The sequence below is a fragment of the Nonomuraea sp. NPDC047529 genome, assembly GCF_040642995.1.
GTDB lineage: Bacteria > Actinomycetota > Actinomycetes > Streptosporangiales > Streptosporangiaceae > Nonomuraea.
On sequence record NZ_JBEYTJ010000003.1, the window covers coordinates 406,416 to 424,507 of the forward strand.

Here is an 18,092-nt window from a genome sequence, read left to right on the forward strand (position 1 = left end):
TCTGGTGTGAGGTGTGTGATGCGCGGATTCAGTGACGGGGAGTTCGCCTACCTGCTCGCGCACGACCTGGCGCGGCTGGCCACGGCGGGAGCCGGGGGAACGCCGCACGTCGTTCCCGTGCGGATCCATCTCCAGCCGGACCGCGGCATGATCGCGGTCGGCTCCCGCATGCTGCCCGAGGGCGTGCGTCCCCGGCGGTACCGCGCCGACGTCAGGAGCAACCCCGAGGTGTCGCTCGTCGTGGACGACTTCACTGAGGAGGGGCCGCGCGGAGTCCTGGTCCAGGGGGTCGGGCGGGTGCACTCCACAGGCGGCGAACGGCTGAAACCCGGGTACGAGCCCGTATGGGTGGAGATCATGCCGCTCTCCGTCGCGTCGTGGGGCATCGACTCGGGCGCCTACGAACCGCCGCGCAGCCGCCCGGTCGCCGCCGGCACGTTCACTGCCCCGTGAGCCGATGCGCGCCGAGGTGCCAGGCCAGCACCCGCCGCTCGGCCACCAGGAACAGCTCGTTGAGCAGGTAACCCAGCACGCCGAGCAGCACGATCCCGGCCCACATCGCGGGCAGGTCGAACGTCGAGTACGCGGTGGTGAGCTGGAACCCGATGCCGTTGGACGCTCCCGGCAGCAGCTCGGCGAAGACCATCACGATCAGCGACAGGGACAGCGCCAGCCGCAGCCCGGCGAACATCTTCGGCAGCGCCGACGGCAGCACGACCCGCAGCAGGCGCTCCGTCCGCGACAGCCGGAACACCCGCCCGGTGTCCAGGTGCAGCGGATCGACCGCCCGCGCGCCGTCGGCCGTGTTGAGCAGCACCGGCCACACGACGCTGAACACGATGAACGCGAGCTGCATGCGCAGCCCGAACCCGAACACCACCAGGAACACGGTGACCAGCGCGGGCGGCGGGATCGCGCGCAGGAACTGCAGCACGCCGTCGAGGTAGTCGTAGACCCGCGCCGACAACCCGAACGCCAGCCCGAGCAGCACCCCGGCCACGCCCCCGCCCGCGAACCCGGCGGCCATCCTGCCCAGGCTCGGCAGGACGTTGTCCACGGCCTCGCCGGTCAGGAACAGGCTGCCGGGTGGCCCGGAGAACCACATCTGGTGCATCCGGCCCACGATCGTCGTCGGCGGCGGGAAGAACGCGCTGCCCGCCAGCCGCGTGCCCGCCTCCCACCCCAGGACGAGCACGACCAGCACGACCACCCGGAACACCGTGCCGCGCGTGCCGTTGCGCGCCCCCGGCTCGCGCGTGCCATTGCGCGCCGCTGTCCCGCGGCGGGCCCTGGTCACGCGCCCTCCGTCAGCCGCGCGTGGTGCCAGCGGAAGGCGCGCCGCTCGGCGGCCACCAGCAGGGCGTTGACCAGCACGCCGAACAGCCCCACCCAGAAGACCCCGGCCAGGATGTCGGTCATCCTGGCCGGCACCGCGATCCCGGCGAAGAAGATGAACACGCCGATGCCCTCCCCGCGCCCGGCCACGATCTCGGTGCTGACGGTCAGGATGAGCGCCACCGACGCCGCCAGCCGCACGCCCGTCGTGATGAACGGCGCCGCCGACGGCAGGCTGACCCGCAGCAGCACCGACAGCGGGCCGAAGCCGTAGGAGCGCAGGGTCTCCTTGGCGACGGGGTCGACGCCGCGCAGGCCGTACATGGTGTTGTAGAGGATGGGCCACATGGCGGCGTAGAGCACGAGTGTGACGCGGAGCTGCAGGCCGGTGCCGATGACGAGCGCGACCAGCGGGATCAGCGCCACCGACGGGATCGGCCGCAGGAACTCCACCACCGAACGCGTGGCGGCGTCGATCACCGGCACGCTGCCGAGCAGCAGGCCGAGCGGCACCGCGACCAGCACCGCGAGGCCCAGCCCGATGGCCCAGGCGAGCAGGCTGGTCAGGGCGTGGTCGCGGAAGGCGCGATCGGCGAGCAGCGCGGCGCCGCGCCCGACGATCCGCGTGGCCGGCGGCAGCACCTCGGCGTCCACCAGCCCCGACCGGCTCAGCAGCTCGACGAGGACGGCGAAGCCCGCCGCCCCCGCCGCCCGGCGCGACCACCGCGTGGCGGCGCCGGCCGGACGGCGGATGACGGTGCGGACTCCGGTGCCCGTCGTGGTGGTGCTCACCCCGACGTCGTCGGCGACATCAACGCCTTGACGTCGATCTCCTTGCCCAGCCACTTGGCCTCCCACATCCAGTCGGCCACGCGTTGCAGCCGTACCGGGTTGTCGGAGCTGGAGAAGTAGGGGAAGGTGACCGTCGCCGCCGTGGACGCGTCGATCTGCGTGAAGTTCGGCAGCACCTTGGCCACCACCTCACGGTTGTTCTCCATCAGCTTGGCCGCGTTGTGGATGGCCCGCTGGAAGGCCGCCGCCGTCTTCGGGTTCTTGTCGTACCAGTCCTGGGTGCTGATGTATCCCGAGATCGGGAACTCCGCCGCCGGCCCGGAGGCGGGGTCGAGGATCTTGCGGGCGCCCATCTGCGACGTCGCCGCGGTGACCAGCGGCTCGCCCAGGTAGGCGGCGTCGATCTGGCCGTTCTTCCACGAGGCCATGATGTTCTGGAAGGTCACGGGGACGTACTTGATCGTGGCCGGGTCGATGTTGTTGGCCTTGAGCACCTGGGTGAGCGCGAGCTCCTGGAAGTTGTGCAGGACGTTGACGTTGATCGTCTTGCCCGCGAGGTCCTTCGGCGTCTTGATGGGGGAGTTGGGCAGCGCCATGATGCTGAGCGAGTCGGGGGCGGCCCGCGAGCCCTCGGCGAGCACATGGATCTTGATCGCCCCCTTGTCATGCGCTTGGAACATCGACACGTAGTTGCCGAACATGGCGTCGATCTCGCCGTTGACCAGCATGGGGATCGCCTCAGGGGCGGCCTGGACGACCTGCGGGGTGACGTCGAGCCCCTCTTGCTCGAAGAGCTTCTGGTCGATGGCGACGTAGATGGCGGCACTGTCGATGGCGGGCAGAGTGGCGATCTTGAGCTTCGTCTTCTCCAAGGCGCCGCCGCCGCCGTTCGCGGAGGCGGAGGGCGGGGCGCCGGCGGTGGTTGAGCCGCCGGTGCTGCACGCTACGGCGCCTAAAGTCACGGCGAACCCGATGATGGCGGCCTTGGCGGAGCGGCCAAGCCTCATGTCAGGGACTCCCTTCAAGACATCGAGCCGGGGGGACCGGGTGGCTGAACTGCCCCCGGGGCTGAGTGCCTGACGAACAAGCAGGAATCGACCGTAGCACCACATTGGCAGTCATTATCAAGAAAATGACTCCTGTGGTTGCAATGTCCGTTTGCCGCTCTATCGTTAAAAGAGGCGTGAGATGACTTTGTCCGTTTTGTGAAAGAGGGTGGCGCCCGGGGCGTCTGTTACTACTGGGACTGACTGATATGGATCGTTCCGCGGGCGGAAGGGGGCTTGCGGAACACGTTTCGGCTGCCCGTTTTTGCAGGTAAACGGCGGTCTACCAATTTTGTCACAATATTTGGACAATCCGGGATATAAGCCTCAGATGGGCACTATAGGTGGTTGGTCCTGACCGGTACCTGTGCTCAAATGGCCCTCATCTCGATTGTACATATTGCCCCACGTGCATTTACCTGCATGGTCTTCGAGAATTCCCCTCCGGGGCGAGAGGTTGCGAGGCAAGTGAGAACGCAGAGCGCTGAAGCTTCCGCTGACCGCGAGCCGCACGGGCGCCAGAAGCGACGGCTGCCCAAACCAGCTTCTAACAGGTTCGGATTGGGTAATTGGCACGTGAGATCGCGCCTTGTGGCGTTGATCGTCGTGCCCACGGCCGTCGCGGTGGGCCTGGGCGGGCTGAACGTGATCACCTCCCTCAGGGACGCCGACACGTACCAGACACTCAGAGAGGTCGCCGAGCTCAGCGAGCAGCTCGGCGCCGTCACGCACGAACTGGCCTTCGAGCGGGACGAGACCGCCCTCTACATCGCGCAAGGCCGTCCGGAGAGTCGCGCGGCCCAGCTCCGCACCACCTACAGCGGGGTCGACAACCTCATCGACGAGGCCAAGGTGCGGGCCGGCGCCCTCACCGACACCCACGCCGATTCCGTACGCCCGGTGCTGCGCCGCCTGGAGGAGATCCAGACCCTGCGCGACACCGCCGTCAAGGGCAAGATCCAGCCCTTGCCGATGATCCAGAAGTACTCCCAGATCATCTCCACCCTCCTGCAGTTCCACGACCAGGTGGGCCAGGTCGCCGTGGACGACGACATCTCCCACAGCGCCAGCTCCATGGCCGCCATCGCGCGCGCGAAGGAGCAGGCGTCCAAACAGCGGGGCATCCTGGCCAGCGCCCTGGACAAGAAGAGCTTCGACAGCGGCGAGCTCGACGCACTCTCCGACGCCAAGGCGCGCGAGGAGAGCGAGGAGACCCTGTTCGCCACCCTCGCCAGCCTCGACCAGCTTGAGCTCTACCGCGACACCGTCGTGGGCAGGGACGTCGACCAGACCGACCTGTTCCGGCTGCGGGCCATGGCCCAGTCCGTCGAGGCCAAGCCCCTGAGCATCGGCGTACGTCCGGACAAGGACGTCGGCACCTGGTTCGACGTCAGCACCGGCAAGATCGACGCCCTGCGCAGCGTGGAGAAGTCGCTGGCCTCCTCGGTCATCCTGCGGGCCCGCGCCCTGGAGGAGGGGGCCAACCGCTCGGCGCTGATCTCCGGCGTGCTCATCATGATCCTGCTGATCGTGGTGCTGATCATCATCACCTTCATCGCCCGCTCGCTCATCAGACCGCTGCGCAGGCTGCGCGGCGAGGCCCTGGACATCGCCGGGAAACGCCTGCCGGAGACCGTGCGGCAGCTCCGCGAGGCGGGTGACGGCAAGGTCGGGCCCGTCCCGCCGATCGGGGTGGACACCCACGACGAGATCGGCGAGGTGGCGCGCGCCTTCGACGAGGTCCACCGCGAGGCGGTGCGGCTGGCCGGCGAGGAGGCGCGACTGCGCTCGAACGTCAACGCGATGTTCGTGAACCTGTCGCGCCGCAGCCAGACGCTGGTCGAGCGGCAGATCACCTTGATCGACGGCCTGGAGCAGGGCGAGCAGGACGAGCAGCGGCTCGGCAACCTGTTCAAGCTGGACCACCTGGCCACCCGCATGCGGCGCAACAGCGAGAACCTGCTGGTCCTGGCCGGTCAGGACCCGCCGCGTCGCTGGAGCCAGCCGGTCAAGCTGGTCGACGTGGCCCGCGCCTCCCTGTCGGAGGTCGAGAGCTACGAACGCGTCGTGCTCCAGGTGCCCGACGGCGTGTCGGTGGCCGGACAGGCCGTCAACGACGTCATCCACCTGCTGGCCGAGCTGGTGGAGAACGCGCTGTCGTTCTCTCCGCGAGAGACGCGGGTGGCGGTGTCGGGCAGCAGGATCGACGGCGGCGGCGTGATGTTGTCGATCACCGACTCCGGCATCGGCATGACCCCCGAAGAACTGGCCCAGGCCAACGACCGGCTCACCGACTCGCCCAGCGTCGACGTGTCGGTCTCGCGGCGGATGGGCCTGTTCGTGGTCGCCAGGCTGGCCCACCGGCACGGCATCAGGGTGCAGCTCCGCCCGCACAACTCCGGCGGGCTGACCGCCATGGTGCTCGTCCCGGAGAACATGCTGGGCACGCAGGCGCCGGGCTTCGCCGGCATGCAGCCGCCGGCGCTCGCCGAGAGCACGTCCGGGAACGAGCCGTACGTGGGGCCGCACGCGGCGCCGCCGGCCACCGACTGGCCGCCGGTCTCGGCCCCGCCCGAGCCCGACTGGCCCGCGATCGCCCCCTCCGCCGGGGCCGACTGGCCGCCCGCGCCGCCCGCGCCGGTGTCCGACTGGCCGCAGACGCCGCTCACGCCGGTGTCCGACTGGCCGCAGGCGCCGCCGCCCGCCGGACAGGACTGGCCGCGGCCCACCTATCAGATGGGGCCGGCGCACCCGTCGTACCCGTCGAACCCGGAGGCGGGGGGCAACTGGCCGCAGTGGCCGTCCGACGGCTGGCCCTCCGACGCGCACGGCGGCGGTTTCGACAGCCACGACATCTGGTCGCCGCCGCGCCACAACGGCGACCGCGGGTTGTCCAAACGTCCCGCGGCCGAGCCGCCGCCACCCTGGAAGCCGGACGGCCTCCAGCGGCCCCGGCCCGACTTCCCCGAGACCGAGTCGGCGGCCACCGGCCCGATCCCGCCCGTGCCGCCCGCCTCCGCGGGGGACGACTACCTGCCGATCTTCGCCGCCGTCGAGTCGGCCTGGTTCGGGCGCGACGAGGGCGGCTGGGGCTCGACGAAGGCCGACGCCGGCTGGACCGCGGCCGAGGCCGTGGCCGAACCGGCCCGCGACGGCACGACCGCGGCCGGCCTGCCCAAACGGGTGCCCAAGGCCAACCTGGTGCCGGGCTCGGCCGACACCTCCGCCTCGCCCAAGGGCGTGCTGCCGATGCCCTCGGTCTCGCCGGACCGGGTGCGGAACAGGTTGTCCAGCTTCCAGCAGGGCTTCCGGGCGGCCCGCGACGACATCACCGGGGGCAAGGCGTTCCAGCCCGGCCCCCGCGGCTCCTACAACGGTGAACCCCACAACGGTGAAAGAGAGGAGGGCGCATGAACGACCTGAGCCACGCGGCGCGCGGAGTCGACTGGTTGATCACCGACTTCGTCAGCACGGTCCCCGGTGTGGCACATGCGGTGGTCGTCTCGTCCGACGGGTTGCCGCTTGCGGCCTCGTCGGGTTTTCCGGCTGACCGGGCGGATCAGCTGGCTGCGATCGCGTCGGGGCTGGTGAGCTTGACGCAGGGTGCGGCCAGGGTGTTCGAGGGTGGTGCGGTCAATCAGACGATCGTGGAGATGCAGCGCGGGCTGATGCTGATCATGTCGATCAGTGATGGTTCGTGTCTCGCGGTGCTGGCGGCCCCTGACTGTGACATGGGGCTGGTGGCGTACCAGATGACGTTGATGGTGGATCGCGCCGGTCAGGTGTTGACTCCGGCGGTGCGTGCGGAGCTGCGCGCCAGCCAGACCAGGTGATGTAGGTGACGGACCAGAGATGGAACAGCGGCGGCTGGGCGCCTCCGCCCAAGCCACAGCCCCAGTCGCAGCTGCACCCCGACCCCGCCTCACCCGTCCGCCCGTACGCGGTGACGGGTGGGCGGACGGCGCCCAGGGTCAAACTGGCGATGGAGGCCCTGGTGTCCTCGGCGACCGCCGAGCACCGGGAGTTCTCGCACATCACGCCGGAGTATCAGGCGATCAGCCAGCTGTGCAGGCAGGTCCGGTCGGTGGCCGAGGTGTCGGCGCTGCTGCGGATCCCGCTGGGCGTGGTGCGTGTTCTGATCGCCGACATGGCGGCCGAAGGTCTGGTCCGCGTGCATCAGCCACAGCTGGACGCCGGTAGGCCGGACGTTAATCTGCTCGAAAGGGTGCTCAGTGGACTTCGCAGGCTCTAGCCCCGGCTTGACTTCAACGAAGATCGTGGTGGCCGGCGGTTTCGGGGTGGGCAAGACGACGTTCGTCGGCGCGGTCTCGGAGATCATGCCGTTGACCACGGAGGCGGTGATGACCGACGCCTCCGCGGGGATCGACGACCTGGGCATGACGCCGCTGAAGTCGACCACCACCGTGGCGATGGACTTCGGCCGCGTCTCGCTCGACCGCGACCTGATCCTCTATCTGTTCGGCACGCCGGGCCAGCACCGGTTCTGGTTCATGTGGGACGACCTGGTGCGCGGCGCGATCGGCGCGGTCGTGCTGGTGGACACCCGCCGCCTGGCCGACAGTTTTCCCGCGATCGACTACTTCGAGGAGGCGCAACTGCCGTTCGTGGTGGGCGTCAACGGCTGGGACGGCCAGTACCCGCACAGCGACGCCGAGGTGCGCGACGCCCTCACGCTGGCCCCCCACATCCCCCTCGTACGGCTGGACGCGCGCTCCAAGGACTCGGTCAAGAGCGCTCTGATCCATCTGGTCGAGCACGCCCTGTCGATCAGGATGGCGGTGCCGGGCTGGAGCGGCGGCGGCTGATCAGGCCCGCCGCCGCCCTTCCGCTCAGCGGGGCCGGGCCTCGATGAGGCTGGCTCCCGAGCCCAGCTCGACGACCTCGGCCAGGTGCAGGTCCGCCCGGTCGAGCAGCGCCCGGTACTCCTCACGGCTGCGCTCGGTGCCGCCGTCGAAGATCGCCAGCATCCGCATGTCGATGTCCTTGCCCAGGTGCGGCGCCTCGTCGTCGGGCAACGCCACCTCCAGCACCAGGACGCGGCCGTCGGGGTTCATCGCCCGGCGGACGTTGCGCAGGATCGTGACCGCGTCCTCGTCGTCCCAGTTGTGCAGGACGCTGGCCAGCAGGTAGACGTCGCCGCCGGCCGGGACCTCGGCGAAGAAGTCGCCGGTGACGACCTCGCTCCGCTCACCCAGCCCCTCGGCGGCCAGCAGCTCCCTGGCCCGGCCGGCCACGTGCTCCAGGTCGAACAGGATGCCGCGCATGTCCGGGTTGGCGTGCAGGACGGTGGCCAGGATGTGGCCCTTGCCGCCGGCCACGTCCACCATGGTCGCGGTGGCGGGGAAGTCGTACCGCTTGGCCAGGCCCTCGGTGAAGGGGATGGCGCGGGCGGTCATGTAGTCGTCGAACAGCTTGCCCGCTTCCGGGTTCGCCGCCAGGTACTCGTACAGGTGGCCGTAGCGGGCGACGAAGGCCGAGCCGCCGTCGCGCACGGTGGCGGGCAGGTTGCCCATGGCGTGCCAGAAGCCCTCCTCGCCGAGCATGCGGACCGACGAGCGCACCGAGTCCGGGACGTCCGAGCGCAGCGCCGTGCCGCGCTCGGTCAGGTCGTAGACGTCCGGCCCGGCACCGCGGACGACGCCCATCCCGGCCAGCTCCCGCAGGACGCGGCGCAGCCGCGGGGCGTCGGCGTCGCAGCGGGCGGCCAGGTCGGTGGTGCTGAGGGGACCGTGGGCGAGATGGTCGGCCAGGCCGAGCTCCGCCATGGTGAGCAGAGCGGCGAAGCGCGAGATGTCGGCCACGGCCCCCCAAAGGAGGTCATCCGAGTGGGACATGGGGTCCTTCCCGATAAGTCAGACGTTGCGGTTGGCCTGCCGGTGCCAGACCAGCAGGCGGTGCTCGGCCAGCACGAACAGCCCGTTCACCAGGTAGCCCAGGATGCCGAGCAGGGCGATCGTCGCCCACACGCCGGGGCCGTCGAAGCTGCGCTGGGCCTGCAGGAGCTGGTAGCCGATGCCGTCCGTGCTGCCGAACAGCTCGGAGATCACCATGAGGATCAGCGCCAGCGACAGGCTCAGCCGCAGCCCGGCGAAGATCTTCGGCGACGCGGCGGGCAGCACGACCACGCGCAGGCGCTGCCCCTTGGACAGCCCGAACACGGTGGCGGTCTCGGTGTAGGTGCGGTCCACGGCCCGGACGCCCTCGATCGTGTTGAGCAGCACCGGCCAGATCACGCCGAACACGATCGTGGCGAGCTGCATGCTCAGCTGCGCGTGCGCGGTTCCGGCGAACAGCGCGACGAACAGCGGCAGCAGCAGCGGCGGCGGGATCGCCCGGCCGAACTCGAACAGCGCGTCCACGTAGTCGGTGGCCGCCTTGGAACGGCCGAGCGCCACGCCGAGCAGCACCCCGAGCAGCGAGGCCAGGATCCAGCCGCTGAACATGCGACCGAGGCTGGGCAGGATGTTGCCGACCGCGTCCTCGGTGAGGAACAGGTGGGAGACGGGCCCGGAGAACCACATCTCGTACATGCTGGTGACGATGGTGACCGGCGGCGGGAAGTCGCTGTCGCCGATGAGCCGCGCCAGCAGCTCCCAGACGACGAGCACGACCGGCACCACCCAGAGCCTGGACAGCCGCCTCACGATTCCGACGCTCCCATCCGGACGCGGTGCCAGCGGAACAGCCGCCGTTCGCCGGCCAGCAGGGCGAGGTTCGCGAACACCCCGAACGCCCCGGCCCAGAACGTCGCCGCCATGATCAGGTCCATCCGGTTGCCGCTGCCCGCCTGGATCGTGTAGACCCCGATCCCGGCCGTGCCGCCGGCCAGCAGCTCGGCGCTGACCGCGAGGACGAGCGCGATGCCGGCCGCGATCCTGATGCCGGTCGCGACGAAGGGGGCGGCGCTCGGCAGGCTGACCCGGCCGAGCACGGCGAGCCGGCCGAAGCCGAAGCTGCGCAGCGACTCCTTGGCCAGCGGGTCCACGTCCCGCATGCCGTACAGGGTGTTGATCAGGATCGGCCACATCGACGCGTAGACGATGACCGAGACCTTCATCAGGCCGTCCACCGGGATCAGCAGGATCGCCAGCGGGATGATCGCCACCGAGGGGATCGGGCGCATGAACTCCAGCAGCGGCCGGATCGCCCGCTCCACCGGCGGCACCGCGCCCAGCAGCACGCCCAGCGGCACGGCCACGACGATGGCGATGAGCAGGCCGAGCGCCCAGTTCGCGAGGGTGGTGGCCAGACCCTCCAGGAACACCGGGTCGGCGAGGAGACGCGCGGCTTCGTACAGGATGACGGAGGGCGCCGGGAAGATCACGCCGTCGCTCAGCGCGAAGCGGATGACCAGCTCACCGGCGATGAGGAACCCCGCGGCGCCGGCGGCGCCGCGGAGCAGACGCGCGGAGTTCATCAGCTTGCAGGGGCGGCGATGACCGACTTCACGTCGATCGGGCTGGTGAGGTACTTGTACTCCAGCATCAGGTCGGCGACCTTCTGCAGACGGTTCTCGTTCAGCTCGCTCGGGTACGTGCCGAGCGTGATCACCGAGGCTGTCTTGGCGTCGATCTTGGTGTACTTCGGCAGCGTCTCCTCGATCGCCTTGCGGTCACTGGAGGCGAGCTGCTGCGCCTTGGCGATGGCCCGCTGGAAGGCGGCCAGCGTCTTGGGGTACTTCTGCACCCAGTCCTCGGTGGCCATCCAGCCGGCGATGGGGAGGTCCTCCGTCTGGCCGGTCATGGTGTCGGCGAGCTTGCGGAAGCCGAAGGCGCTCTGGTTGGCGGTGACGAAGGGCTCGGTCATCCAGCCCGCGTCCGCCTGCCCGGTGTTGAGCGCGTTGCCCTGGTCGGGGAACGGCTTCTCGGCGAAGTTGACGTCCTCCTTGGTGAGGCCGGCGACCTTGAGCTGCGTCTCCACGGCCAGGGTGGCGACGTTGTTGAGGTTGTTGACGTAGACCGTCTTGCCCTTCAGGTCCGCCACCGTCTTGATGGGGGAGTCCTTCGGCACCATGATGTTGAACGTGTTCGGCGCGGCCTGGTACATGTCCGCGACCAGCTTGATCTTCTTGCCCTTGCTCACCGCGAGGAAGGTCGAGACGTAGTTGGTCTGCGAAATGTCGAGGGCGCCGCTCTCGATCTGCGGCAGCGCCGCTGCGCCACCGGTGATGGTCTGCGGCTCGACGGTCAGTCCCTCTTCCTTGAAGAAGCCCTTGGCGTTGGCGAGATAGACCGAGACAGCGTCGGGCACGGGGAGGGCGCCGACCTTGATGGTGGTCTTCTCCAGCCCCTTGCTGTTGGCCGAGGTGTTCGCGGTTTCGCCGCCGCCTCCGCCGCAGCCGGCAAGGGTGAGCGCCAGAGCCACGCCGACGACAATGGCGTGGCCGCGCATGGTGCGTGTCATGGGGGGGTTCTCCTACCAGGGGGAAGTTCCGGAGATCGGCACGGGATGCCGGGCGTGAAGCGTACCGGAGCAGAGTTCGGATCTACAGCGCTATGCCGCGTATATGTAGGTTTATCGCGAAAATATGACAAATCAACGTTATAGATGTAAATCTAGAGATTAAGTATGGTTAGTGGTGATTTGTCCGGATTGGGACGGTGGTTGCGCTCCGTGTGCGATGGCATGCGACGTGAAGGGAGTGCGATGTGGAACGGTTGAAAACGGCTGAAACGTTGGCCTAAGTATGAGGTTTGTGCTCAAATTGGGCCTCGAACTTGCCTGCGATCACTCGTCCGCGTGACGAAGCCGCTGATTCCCCCCTGAAGCAGGCCACGGCGAGAGGTTGCCACCAGTGAGGACAAAAACGACCGGACCCGGTCGTGGCAGGGCTCCGGACGCCCCGGAAAAGGCCGCGGACGGCGAGGTGCAGCAGGCCCACCCGCCCAAGGCGGGCAGCCCGTTCGCGCTGCGCAACTGGCGCGTGCGTACCCGCCTCATCGCCCTCATCGCCATCCCCACGGTCATCGCCGTCATCCTGGGCGCCCTGCGGGTCACGACGTCGATCGCCAGCGCCCAGCAGTACCAGGACATCAGCAGCGTGGGGACCCTGGTCGCACAGCTCGGCGAGCTCTCCCGCGACCTCGGGCTCGAACGCGACCTGGCCACCCGCCACGTCGCCACCAACCGGGGGTCCTCCGACGAGCAGCGGCTGAAGAGCCAGCACGAGATCGTCGACAAGCGCATCGCCAGCACCCTGGACGCGGCGAAGAAGTCGGAAGCGTCCCTGTCCGACCTCGGCAAGAAGGCCCTCGACCACATCCGGGTCCGGCTCAGCCAGATCCCCTCGATGCGCAAGACGGTCGCCGAGACCAAGCTCCCGCCGCTGCCCACCAGCGAGAAGTACTCCGAGGCCATCGCCGAGCTGCTGCAGCTCTACGACGAGCTGGGCCAGGGCTCCACGGACGAGGAGATCATCGCCACCAGCGCGGCCCTGCGCGCCGTCGCCCGCGCCGAGGAGGAGGCGTCCAAGCAGCGTGGCCTCCTGACCAGCGCGCTGATCAGGGGCGCGTTCGAGGAGCCGGAGTACAACGCCTTCCTCGACGCCCGATCCCGCCGCAACAGCGAGCGCGACGCCTTCCGCGCCGTCGCCACGCCCGCGCAGCGCCAGTTCTACGACAACACCGTCGCCAGCCTGAAGATCGGCCGCGCCGAGTTCTACGCCAGCCGCGCCGTACTGCTGCACAACGCCAACCAGTCGCTGCGCCGGCTCGACACCTCGACCAGGGACGACACCGACCAGTGGTTCCAGTCCATCACCGAGACCGTCGAGCGCCTGCACACCGTGCAGAAGTCGCTGTCGGAGCAGATCGCCACCCGAAGCGCCGACATCGCCAGCAGCGACCGGCAGCTCGCCGCGATCAACATCGGCATCGTGGTCGGCCTGCTCGTCCTGGTCCTCGCGATCACCGCCCTGATGGCCGGCTCGCTGGTGCGCCCGCTGCGCCGTCTGCGCGGCGACGCTCTGAAGATCGCCGGCCAGACGCTGCCCGACCTGGTCAGGCAGCTCCGCAACACCGACGTCAGCCCCGAACAGCTGCACGTCCCGCCGATCGAGGTCAACTCCAAGGACGAGATCGGTGAAGTCGCCCGCGCCTTCGACGAGGTCCACCGCGAGGCCGTCCGACTGGCCGGCGAGGAGTCCAGGCTCCGCTCGAACGTCAACGCGATGTTCGTGAACCTGTCGCGCCGCAGCCAGACGCTGGTCGAGCGGCAGATCACCCTCATCGACGGCCTGGAGCAGGGCGAGCAGGACGAGCAGCGGCTCGGCAACCTGTTCAAGCTGGACCACCTGGCCACCCGCATGCGGCGCAACAGTGAGAACCTGCTGGTTCTCGCCGGTCAGGACCCGCCACGCCGCTGGAGCCAGCCGGTCAAGCTGGTCGACGTCGCCCGCGCCTCCCTCTCCGAGGTCGAGAACTACGAGCGCGTCGTCCTGGAGGTCCCCGAGGGCGTCTCCATCGCCGGCCAGGCCGTCAACGACGTCATCCACCTGCTGGCCGAGCTGGTGGAGAACGCGCTGTCGTTCTCCCCGCGCGAGACCCGCGTCCCCGTCTCCGGCAGCAGGATCGACGGCGGCGGGATCATGCTCTCCATCAGCGACTCCGGCATCGGCATGACCGGCGACGAGCTGGTCCAGGCCAACGAGCGCCTGACCGACGCCCCCACCGTGGACGTGTCGGTCTCCCGCCGCATGGGCCTGTTCGTGGTCGCCAGGCTGGCCCACCGGCACGGCATCAGGGTGCAGCTCCGCCCGCACGGCTCCGGCGGTCTGACCGCCATGGTCCTCATCCCCGAGTCGCTGCTCGGCGCGCAGCCGGCCGCGGTCGCCGGCGCGGGCGGCAACACCGCCGCCTCCGCCGGCCGCGAGGACGCCTTCGCCGCGTCCCAGCCCGCCGCCGGCGCCCAGCAGTGGCCCGGCGCCACGGGCTTCGGGCTCGCCCCCGGGCACCCGTCCTACCCGTCGTACCCGTCCGAGCCGGCCGGAGGGTCGTGGCCGTCGATGCCGGCCTCGCTGCCCTCGTCGATGCCGTCCTCCACGCCGTCCTCGATGCCGTCCGCCATGCCGCAGTGGCCCTCGACCGAGTCGACGAACACCGGCTCCGACTGGTTGCCGGACTCGTCGTCCGACGTCTGGGTGTCCTCGCGCGGCCCGGTCACCGGGGAGCACGCGCCGCCGCAGCGCGGCCTGCCGCCCGAGGAGTCGCGCCCCTGGTCGGCCCCGCAGGAGACGCCGCTGGCCGCGCCCAAGTACGACTACCCCGAGACGGAGTCGGCCGCCACCGGTCCGATCCCCGTCGTCAAGCCCGCCTCCGGCGGGGACGAGTACCTGCCGATCTTCGCCGCGGTGGAGTCGGCCTGGTTCGACCAGGGCGAGCCCAGCGCCACCTGGGGTTCGGCCAAGGCCGACGCCGGCTGGAGCGCGGCGGCGTCCGTGGTGGAGCCCGCACGCGACGGCTCGACGGCGGCCGGGCTGCCCAAGCGGGTGCCCAAGGCCAACCTGGTGCCCGGATCGGCGGACACGGCGTCCGCGCCCAAGGGCGTGGCTCCCATGCCGTCGGTCTCTCCGGACCGGGTGCGCAGCAGGTTGTCGAGCTTCCAGCAGGGCTTCCGAGCAGCGCGTGACGACATCAGCGAGGGCAGGACATACCAATCCGGCTCTAGGAACGACAGTAGGGAGGAGGGCGCGTGAATGACCTGAGCCACGCGGCACGCGGGGTTGACTGGTTAATCACCGACTTCGTCAGTACCGTCCCGGGGGTCGCGCACGCGGTGGTCGTGTCATCCGACGGGTTGCCGCTTGCGGCCTCGTCGGGTTTTCCGGCTGACCGGGCGGATCAGCTGGCTGCGATCGCGTCGGGGCTGGTGAGCTTGACGCAGGGTGCGGCCAGGGTGTTCGAGGGTGGTGCTGTCAATCAGACGATCGTGGAGATGCAGCGCGGGCTGATGCTGATCATGTCGATCAGTGATGGTTCGTGTCTCGCGGTGCTGGCGGCCCCTGACTGTGACATGGGGCTGGTGGCGTACCAGATGACGTTGATGGTGGATCGCGCCGGTCAGGTGCTGACTCCGGCGGTGCGTGCGGAACTGCGCGCCAGCCAGACCAGGTGATGTAGGTGACGGATTCCTGGAACAGCGGCGGTTGGGAGCCCCAGCCGCCGGTCAGCTCGGACCCGGCCTCGCCGGTACGCCCGTACGCGGTGACGGGCGGGCGTACCGCGCCCAAGGTCAAGCTGGCCATGGAGGCCCTGGTCTCGTCGGCGACCGCCGAGCACCGGGAGTTCTCCCACATCACCCCCGAGTACAAGGCGATCAGCCAGCTCTGCCGCCAGGTCCGGTCGGTGGCCGAGGTGTCGGCGCTGCTGCGGATCCCGCTCGGGGTGGTGCGTGTTCTGATCGCTGACATGGCGGCCGAGGGCCTGGTGCGGGTGCACCAGCCCGCGCTGGATGCGGGTAGGCCGGACGTCAACCTGCTGGAAAGGGTGCTCAGTGGACTTCGCAGGCTCTAGCCCCGGTCTGACCTCGACGAAGATCGTCGTGGCCGGCGGCTTCGGCGTGGGCAAGACGACGTTCGTCGGCGCGGTCTCGGAGATCATGCCGCTCACCACGGAGGCCGTCATGACCGACGCCTCCGCGGGGATCGACGACCTGGGCATGACGCCGCTGAAGTCGACCACGACCGTCGCGATGGACTTCGGCCGCGTCTCGCTCGACCGCGACCTGATCCTGTACCTGTTCGGCACGCCCGGACAGCACCGGTTCTGGTTCATGTGGGACGACCTGGTCCGCGGCGCCATCGGGGCCGTCGTCCTGGTCGACACCCGCCGCCTGGCCGACAGCTTCCCCGCGATCGACTATTTCGAGGAGGCGCAGCTCCCCTTCATCGTGGGGATCAACGGCTGGGACGGCACGTACGCCCACAGCGACTCCGAGGTCCGCGACGCCCTCACGCTGGCCCCCCACATCCCGCTGGTGCGCCTCGACGCCCGCCAGAAGGACTCGGTCAAAAGTGCTCTGATCAACCTCGTCGAGCACGCGTTGACCGTCCGGATGGCCGTGCCAGGCTGGAGCGGCTAGGAGAGCGGATAGGCTGAAGTCTTAGACGTACATTCGCTTCGAGGACTGGCCAACCACGTGTTCGAGACGCTTTCCGACCGGCTGACATCGGTCTTCTCCTCCCTCCGATCCAAGGGTCGGCTGTCCGACGCCGACATCGACGCCACCACCCGCGAGATCCGCATCGCCCTGCTTGAGGCAGATGTCGCGCTCCCGGTGGTCAAGACGTTCGTCGCCCAGGTCAAGGAGCGCGCCCGCGGCGCCGAGGTCTCCCAGGCGCTCAACCCGGCGCAGCAGGTCGTCAAGATCGTCAATGACGAGCTGATCGAGATCCTCGGCGGCGAGACCCGCAGGCTCCGCTTCGCCAAGACCTCGCCGACGGTCGTCATGCTCGCGGGTCTCCAGGGCGCCGGTAAGACGACCCTGGCCGGCAAGCTGGCCCGGTGGCTGCGCGACCAGGGGCACGCGCCCATGCTGGTCGCCGCCGACCTCCAGCGGCCCAACGCGGTGCAGCAGCTCCAGGTCGTGGGCGAGCGCGCCCAGGTCGCCGTCTTCGCGCCCGAGCCCGGCAGCGGCGTCGGCGACCCGGTCGCCGTCGCCCGCCGCTCGATCGACGAGGCCCGGCGCCTCAACCACGACGTCGTCATCATCGACACCGCCGGCCGCCTGGGCATCGACCAGGAGATGATGAAGCAGGCCGCCGACATCCGCGACGCGGTCCGCCCCGACGAGGTCCTGTTCGTGGTCGACGCCATGATCGGCCAGGACGCCGTCACCACGGCCCAGGCGTTCATGGACGGCGTCGGCTTCGACGGCGTCGTGCTGACCAAGCTCGACGGCGACGCCCGCGGCGGCGCGGCGCTGTCGGTGCGGCACATCACCGGCCGCCCGATCATGTTCGCCTCCACGGGCGAGAAGCTGGAAGACTTCGACGCCTTCCACCCCGACCGGATGGCCTCCCGCATCCTCGACATGGGTGACATCCTCACCCTGATCGAGCAGGCGCAGAAGACGTTCGACGAGGAGCAGGCCGCCAAGATGGCGGGCAAGCTCACCTCGGGCGAGAACTTCACGCTCGACGACTTCCTCGAGCAGATGATGATGGTCCAGAAGATGGGCCCGATCAAGAACCTGCTCGGCATGATGCCCGGCATGGGGCAGATGCGTGACCAGCTCAACTCCATCGACGACCGCGACCTCGACCGCATCGCCGCCATCATCCGCTCGATGACGCCCGGCGAGCGGCAGGACCCGAAGATCATCAATGGCTCCCGCCGAGCCCGCATCGCCGCCGGCTCCGGCGTCACGGTCAGCGCCGTGAGCAACCTCGTCACGCGCTTCTTCGAGGCGCAGAAGATGATGAAGCGGGTGGCCGGGGGCATGGGGCTTCCGGGCATGCCCGGCGGGCGCGGGAAGGCGTCCAAGGCCCAGAAGAAGGCCAAGAAGGGGCGGCGCGTCAGCGGCGACCCGCGCAAGGCGGGCCTGGAGAAGTCGGCGTCCTCGTCCCCCGACGGCGAGGGCGGCGCGCCCAAGGCCGGGGGAGTGCTGGGGAACCTGGGCGGCAAGCTCCCGCCCGGCATCGAGCTGCCGCCTGGCTTCGACCCGTCGAAGCTGAAGCTGCCCGGCCAGAAGTAGGCGATCGGGGCGGGCGACGCCCGCCCCCGCCTGCCGCGCTCCTGAAACCCGACGCACCCCGGACCGACATCGGTCGCGGGGTGCGCGTGTGTGGGGCGGGCGGCCCGCTCTTAGAGCCTGCTGACGAAGGCTTAAGTCACGGTGGGCATGGGCCCGTAGAGAGCCGGTCCGATCTTGTTGATGTAGCCCTGATGGGACCATTGGGAC

General features: G+C 69.6%; 17 protein-coding genes. 10 read left to right on the top strand and 7 right to left on the bottom strand.

The window, feature by feature from the left end; translation table 11 throughout:
- The first annotated feature begins 18 nt into the window (after positions 1–18).
- Positions 19–453, top strand: coding sequence for a pyridoxamine 5'-phosphate oxidase family protein (locus tag ABZ815_RS08415; protein ID WP_357695378.1), 435 nt, complete (start codon positions 19–21; stop codon positions 451–453).
- Here the strand turns inward: ABZ815_RS08415 and ABZ815_RS08420 are convergent.
- Genes ABZ815_RS08420 through ABZ815_RS08430 form a run of 3 tightly spaced genes read right to left on the bottom strand, consistent with a single transcriptional unit; the run spans position 440 to position 3,134 of the window.
- Positions 440–1,297: an ABC transporter permease gene (locus ABZ815_RS08420; RefSeq protein ID WP_357695380.1), complete on the bottom strand. Its 858-nt coding sequence runs from the start codon at positions 1,295–1,297 to the stop codon at positions 440–442. The two genes, ABZ815_RS08415 and ABZ815_RS08420, sit on opposite strands and share 14 nt — an antisense overlap.
- Positions 1,294–2,127 carry an ABC transporter permease subunit gene (locus ABZ815_RS08425; RefSeq protein ID WP_357695382.1) on the bottom strand — a complete coding sequence of 278 codons (834 nt, stop codon included), beginning with the start codon at positions 2,125–2,127 and terminating at the stop codon, positions 1,294–1,296. Before ABZ815_RS08425 ends, ABZ815_RS08420 begins: the two co-directional genes overlap by 4 nt.
- Positions 2,124–3,134: an ABC transporter substrate-binding protein gene (locus ABZ815_RS08430; protein WP_357695384.1), complete on the bottom strand. Its 1,011-nt coding sequence runs from the start codon at positions 3,132–3,134 to the stop codon at positions 2,124–2,126. Before ABZ815_RS08430 ends, ABZ815_RS08425 begins: the two co-directional genes overlap by 4 nt.
- Before the next feature lie 615 nt (positions 3,135–3,749).
- On the opposite strand from ABZ815_RS08430, the gene ABZ815_RS08435 reads away from it, so the two are divergent.
- From ABZ815_RS08435 to ABZ815_RS08450, 4 genes are all read left to right on the top strand, one after another.
- Entirely contained in the window at positions 3,750–6,587 is a 2,838-nt protein-coding gene (locus ABZ815_RS08435; protein WP_357695386.1) for a nitrate- and nitrite sensing domain-containing protein, read from the top strand.
- Positions 6,584–7,006, top strand: coding sequence for a roadblock/LC7 domain-containing protein (locus ABZ815_RS08440; RefSeq protein ID WP_020546542.1), 423 nt, complete (start codon positions 6,584–6,586; stop codon positions 7,004–7,006). The genes ABZ815_RS08435 and ABZ815_RS08440 overlap by 4 nt, the downstream gene beginning before the upstream one ends.
- Positions 7,007–7,077: 71 nt before the next feature.
- Positions 7,078–7,425 carry a DUF742 domain-containing protein gene (locus tag ABZ815_RS08445; protein WP_352350491.1) on the top strand — a complete coding sequence of 116 codons (348 nt, stop codon included), beginning with the start codon at positions 7,078–7,080 and terminating at the stop codon, positions 7,423–7,425.
- A gap of 7 nt (positions 7,426–7,432) precedes the next feature.
- Positions 7,433–7,999, top strand: coding sequence for an ATP/GTP-binding protein (locus tag ABZ815_RS08450; RefSeq protein WP_352329408.1), 567 nt, complete (start codon positions 7,433–7,435; stop codon positions 7,997–7,999).
- A gap of 24 nt (positions 8,000–8,023) precedes the next feature.
- Here ABZ815_RS08450 and ABZ815_RS08455 read toward each other — a convergent pair whose 3' ends face one another.
- The 4 genes from ABZ815_RS08455 to ABZ815_RS08470 are packed head-to-tail and all read right to left on the bottom strand — an operon-like array spanning position 8,024 to position 11,597.
- A complete protein-coding gene (locus ABZ815_RS08455) occupies positions 8,024–9,028 on the bottom strand; it encodes a methyltransferase (RefSeq protein WP_357695389.1) in 1,005 nt (334 codons plus the stop codon).
- An 18-nt stretch (positions 9,029–9,046) separates the two neighbouring features.
- On the bottom strand, positions 9,047–9,838 hold the full coding sequence (locus ABZ815_RS08460) for an ABC transporter permease subunit (protein ID WP_357695391.1): 792 nt from the start codon (positions 9,836–9,838) through the stop codon (positions 9,047–9,049).
- Positions 9,835–10,611, bottom strand: a complete 777-nt coding sequence (locus ABZ815_RS08465) for an ABC transporter permease (protein WP_357695393.1) — start codon at positions 10,609–10,611, stop codon at positions 9,835–9,837. The genes ABZ815_RS08460 and ABZ815_RS08465 overlap by 4 nt, the downstream gene beginning before the upstream one ends.
- A complete protein-coding gene (locus ABZ815_RS08470; protein WP_357695395.1) occupies positions 10,611–11,597 on the bottom strand; it encodes an ABC transporter substrate-binding protein in 987 nt (328 codons plus the stop codon). The genes ABZ815_RS08465 and ABZ815_RS08470 overlap by 1 nt, the downstream gene beginning before the upstream one ends.
- Before the next feature lie 391 nt (positions 11,598–11,988).
- Here ABZ815_RS08470 and ABZ815_RS08475 point away from each other — a divergent pair, with 391 nt between their 5' ends.
- Genes ABZ815_RS08475 through ffh form a run of 5 tightly spaced genes read left to right on the top strand, consistent with a single transcriptional unit; the run spans position 11,989 to position 17,885 of the window.
- The gene (locus ABZ815_RS08475) at positions 11,989–14,886 is read left to right on the top strand and encodes a nitrate- and nitrite sensing domain-containing protein (protein ID WP_357695397.1); all 2,898 of its coding nucleotides are present in this window, start codon (positions 11,989–11,991) and stop codon (positions 14,884–14,886) included.
- Positions 14,883–15,305 carry a roadblock/LC7 domain-containing protein gene (locus ABZ815_RS08480; protein WP_020546542.1) on the top strand — a complete coding sequence of 141 codons (423 nt, stop codon included), beginning with the start codon at positions 14,883–14,885 and terminating at the stop codon, positions 15,303–15,305. Before ABZ815_RS08475 ends, ABZ815_RS08480 begins: the two co-directional genes overlap by 4 nt.
- A gap of 5 nt (positions 15,306–15,310) precedes the next feature.
- A complete protein-coding gene (locus tag ABZ815_RS08485; protein WP_357695399.1) occupies positions 15,311–15,703 on the top strand; it encodes a DUF742 domain-containing protein in 393 nt (130 codons plus the stop codon).
- Between the two features lie 7 nt (positions 15,704–15,710).
- Positions 15,711–16,271, top strand: coding sequence for an ATP/GTP-binding protein (locus tag ABZ815_RS08490; RefSeq protein WP_357695423.1), 561 nt, complete (start codon positions 15,711–15,713; stop codon positions 16,269–16,271).
- 57 nt (positions 16,272–16,328) lie between these two features.
- Positions 16,329–17,885: a signal recognition particle protein gene (gene ffh, locus ABZ815_RS08495; protein WP_357695401.1), complete on the top strand. Its 1,557-nt coding sequence runs from the start codon at positions 16,329–16,331 to the stop codon at positions 17,883–17,885.
- The last annotated feature ends 207 nt before the right edge of the window (positions 17,886–18,092 follow it).

Coding starts and splice junctions, on each gene's coding strand:
- ABZ815_RS08470 (WP_357695395.1), bottom strand. CDS start 11,597: ATGACACGCACCATGCGCGGCCACGCCATTGTCGTCGGCGTGGCTCTG.
- ABZ815_RS08440 (WP_020546542.1), top strand. CDS start 6,584: ATGAACGACCTGAGCCACGCGGCGCGCGGAGTCGACTGGTTGATCACC.
- ABZ815_RS08455 (WP_357695389.1), bottom strand. CDS start 9,028: ATGTCCCACTCGGATGACCTCCTTTGGGGGGCCGTGGCCGACATCTCG.
- ABZ815_RS08430 (WP_357695384.1), bottom strand. CDS start 3,134: ATGAGGCTTGGCCGCTCCGCCAAGGCCGCCATCATCGGGTTCGCCGTG.
- ABZ815_RS08415 (WP_357695378.1), top strand. CDS start 19: ATGCGCGGATTCAGTGACGGGGAGTTCGCCTACCTGCTCGCGCACGAC.
- ABZ815_RS08465 (WP_357695393.1), bottom strand. CDS start 10,611: ATGAACTCCGCGCGTCTGCTCCGCGGCGCCGCCGGCGCCGCGGGGTTC.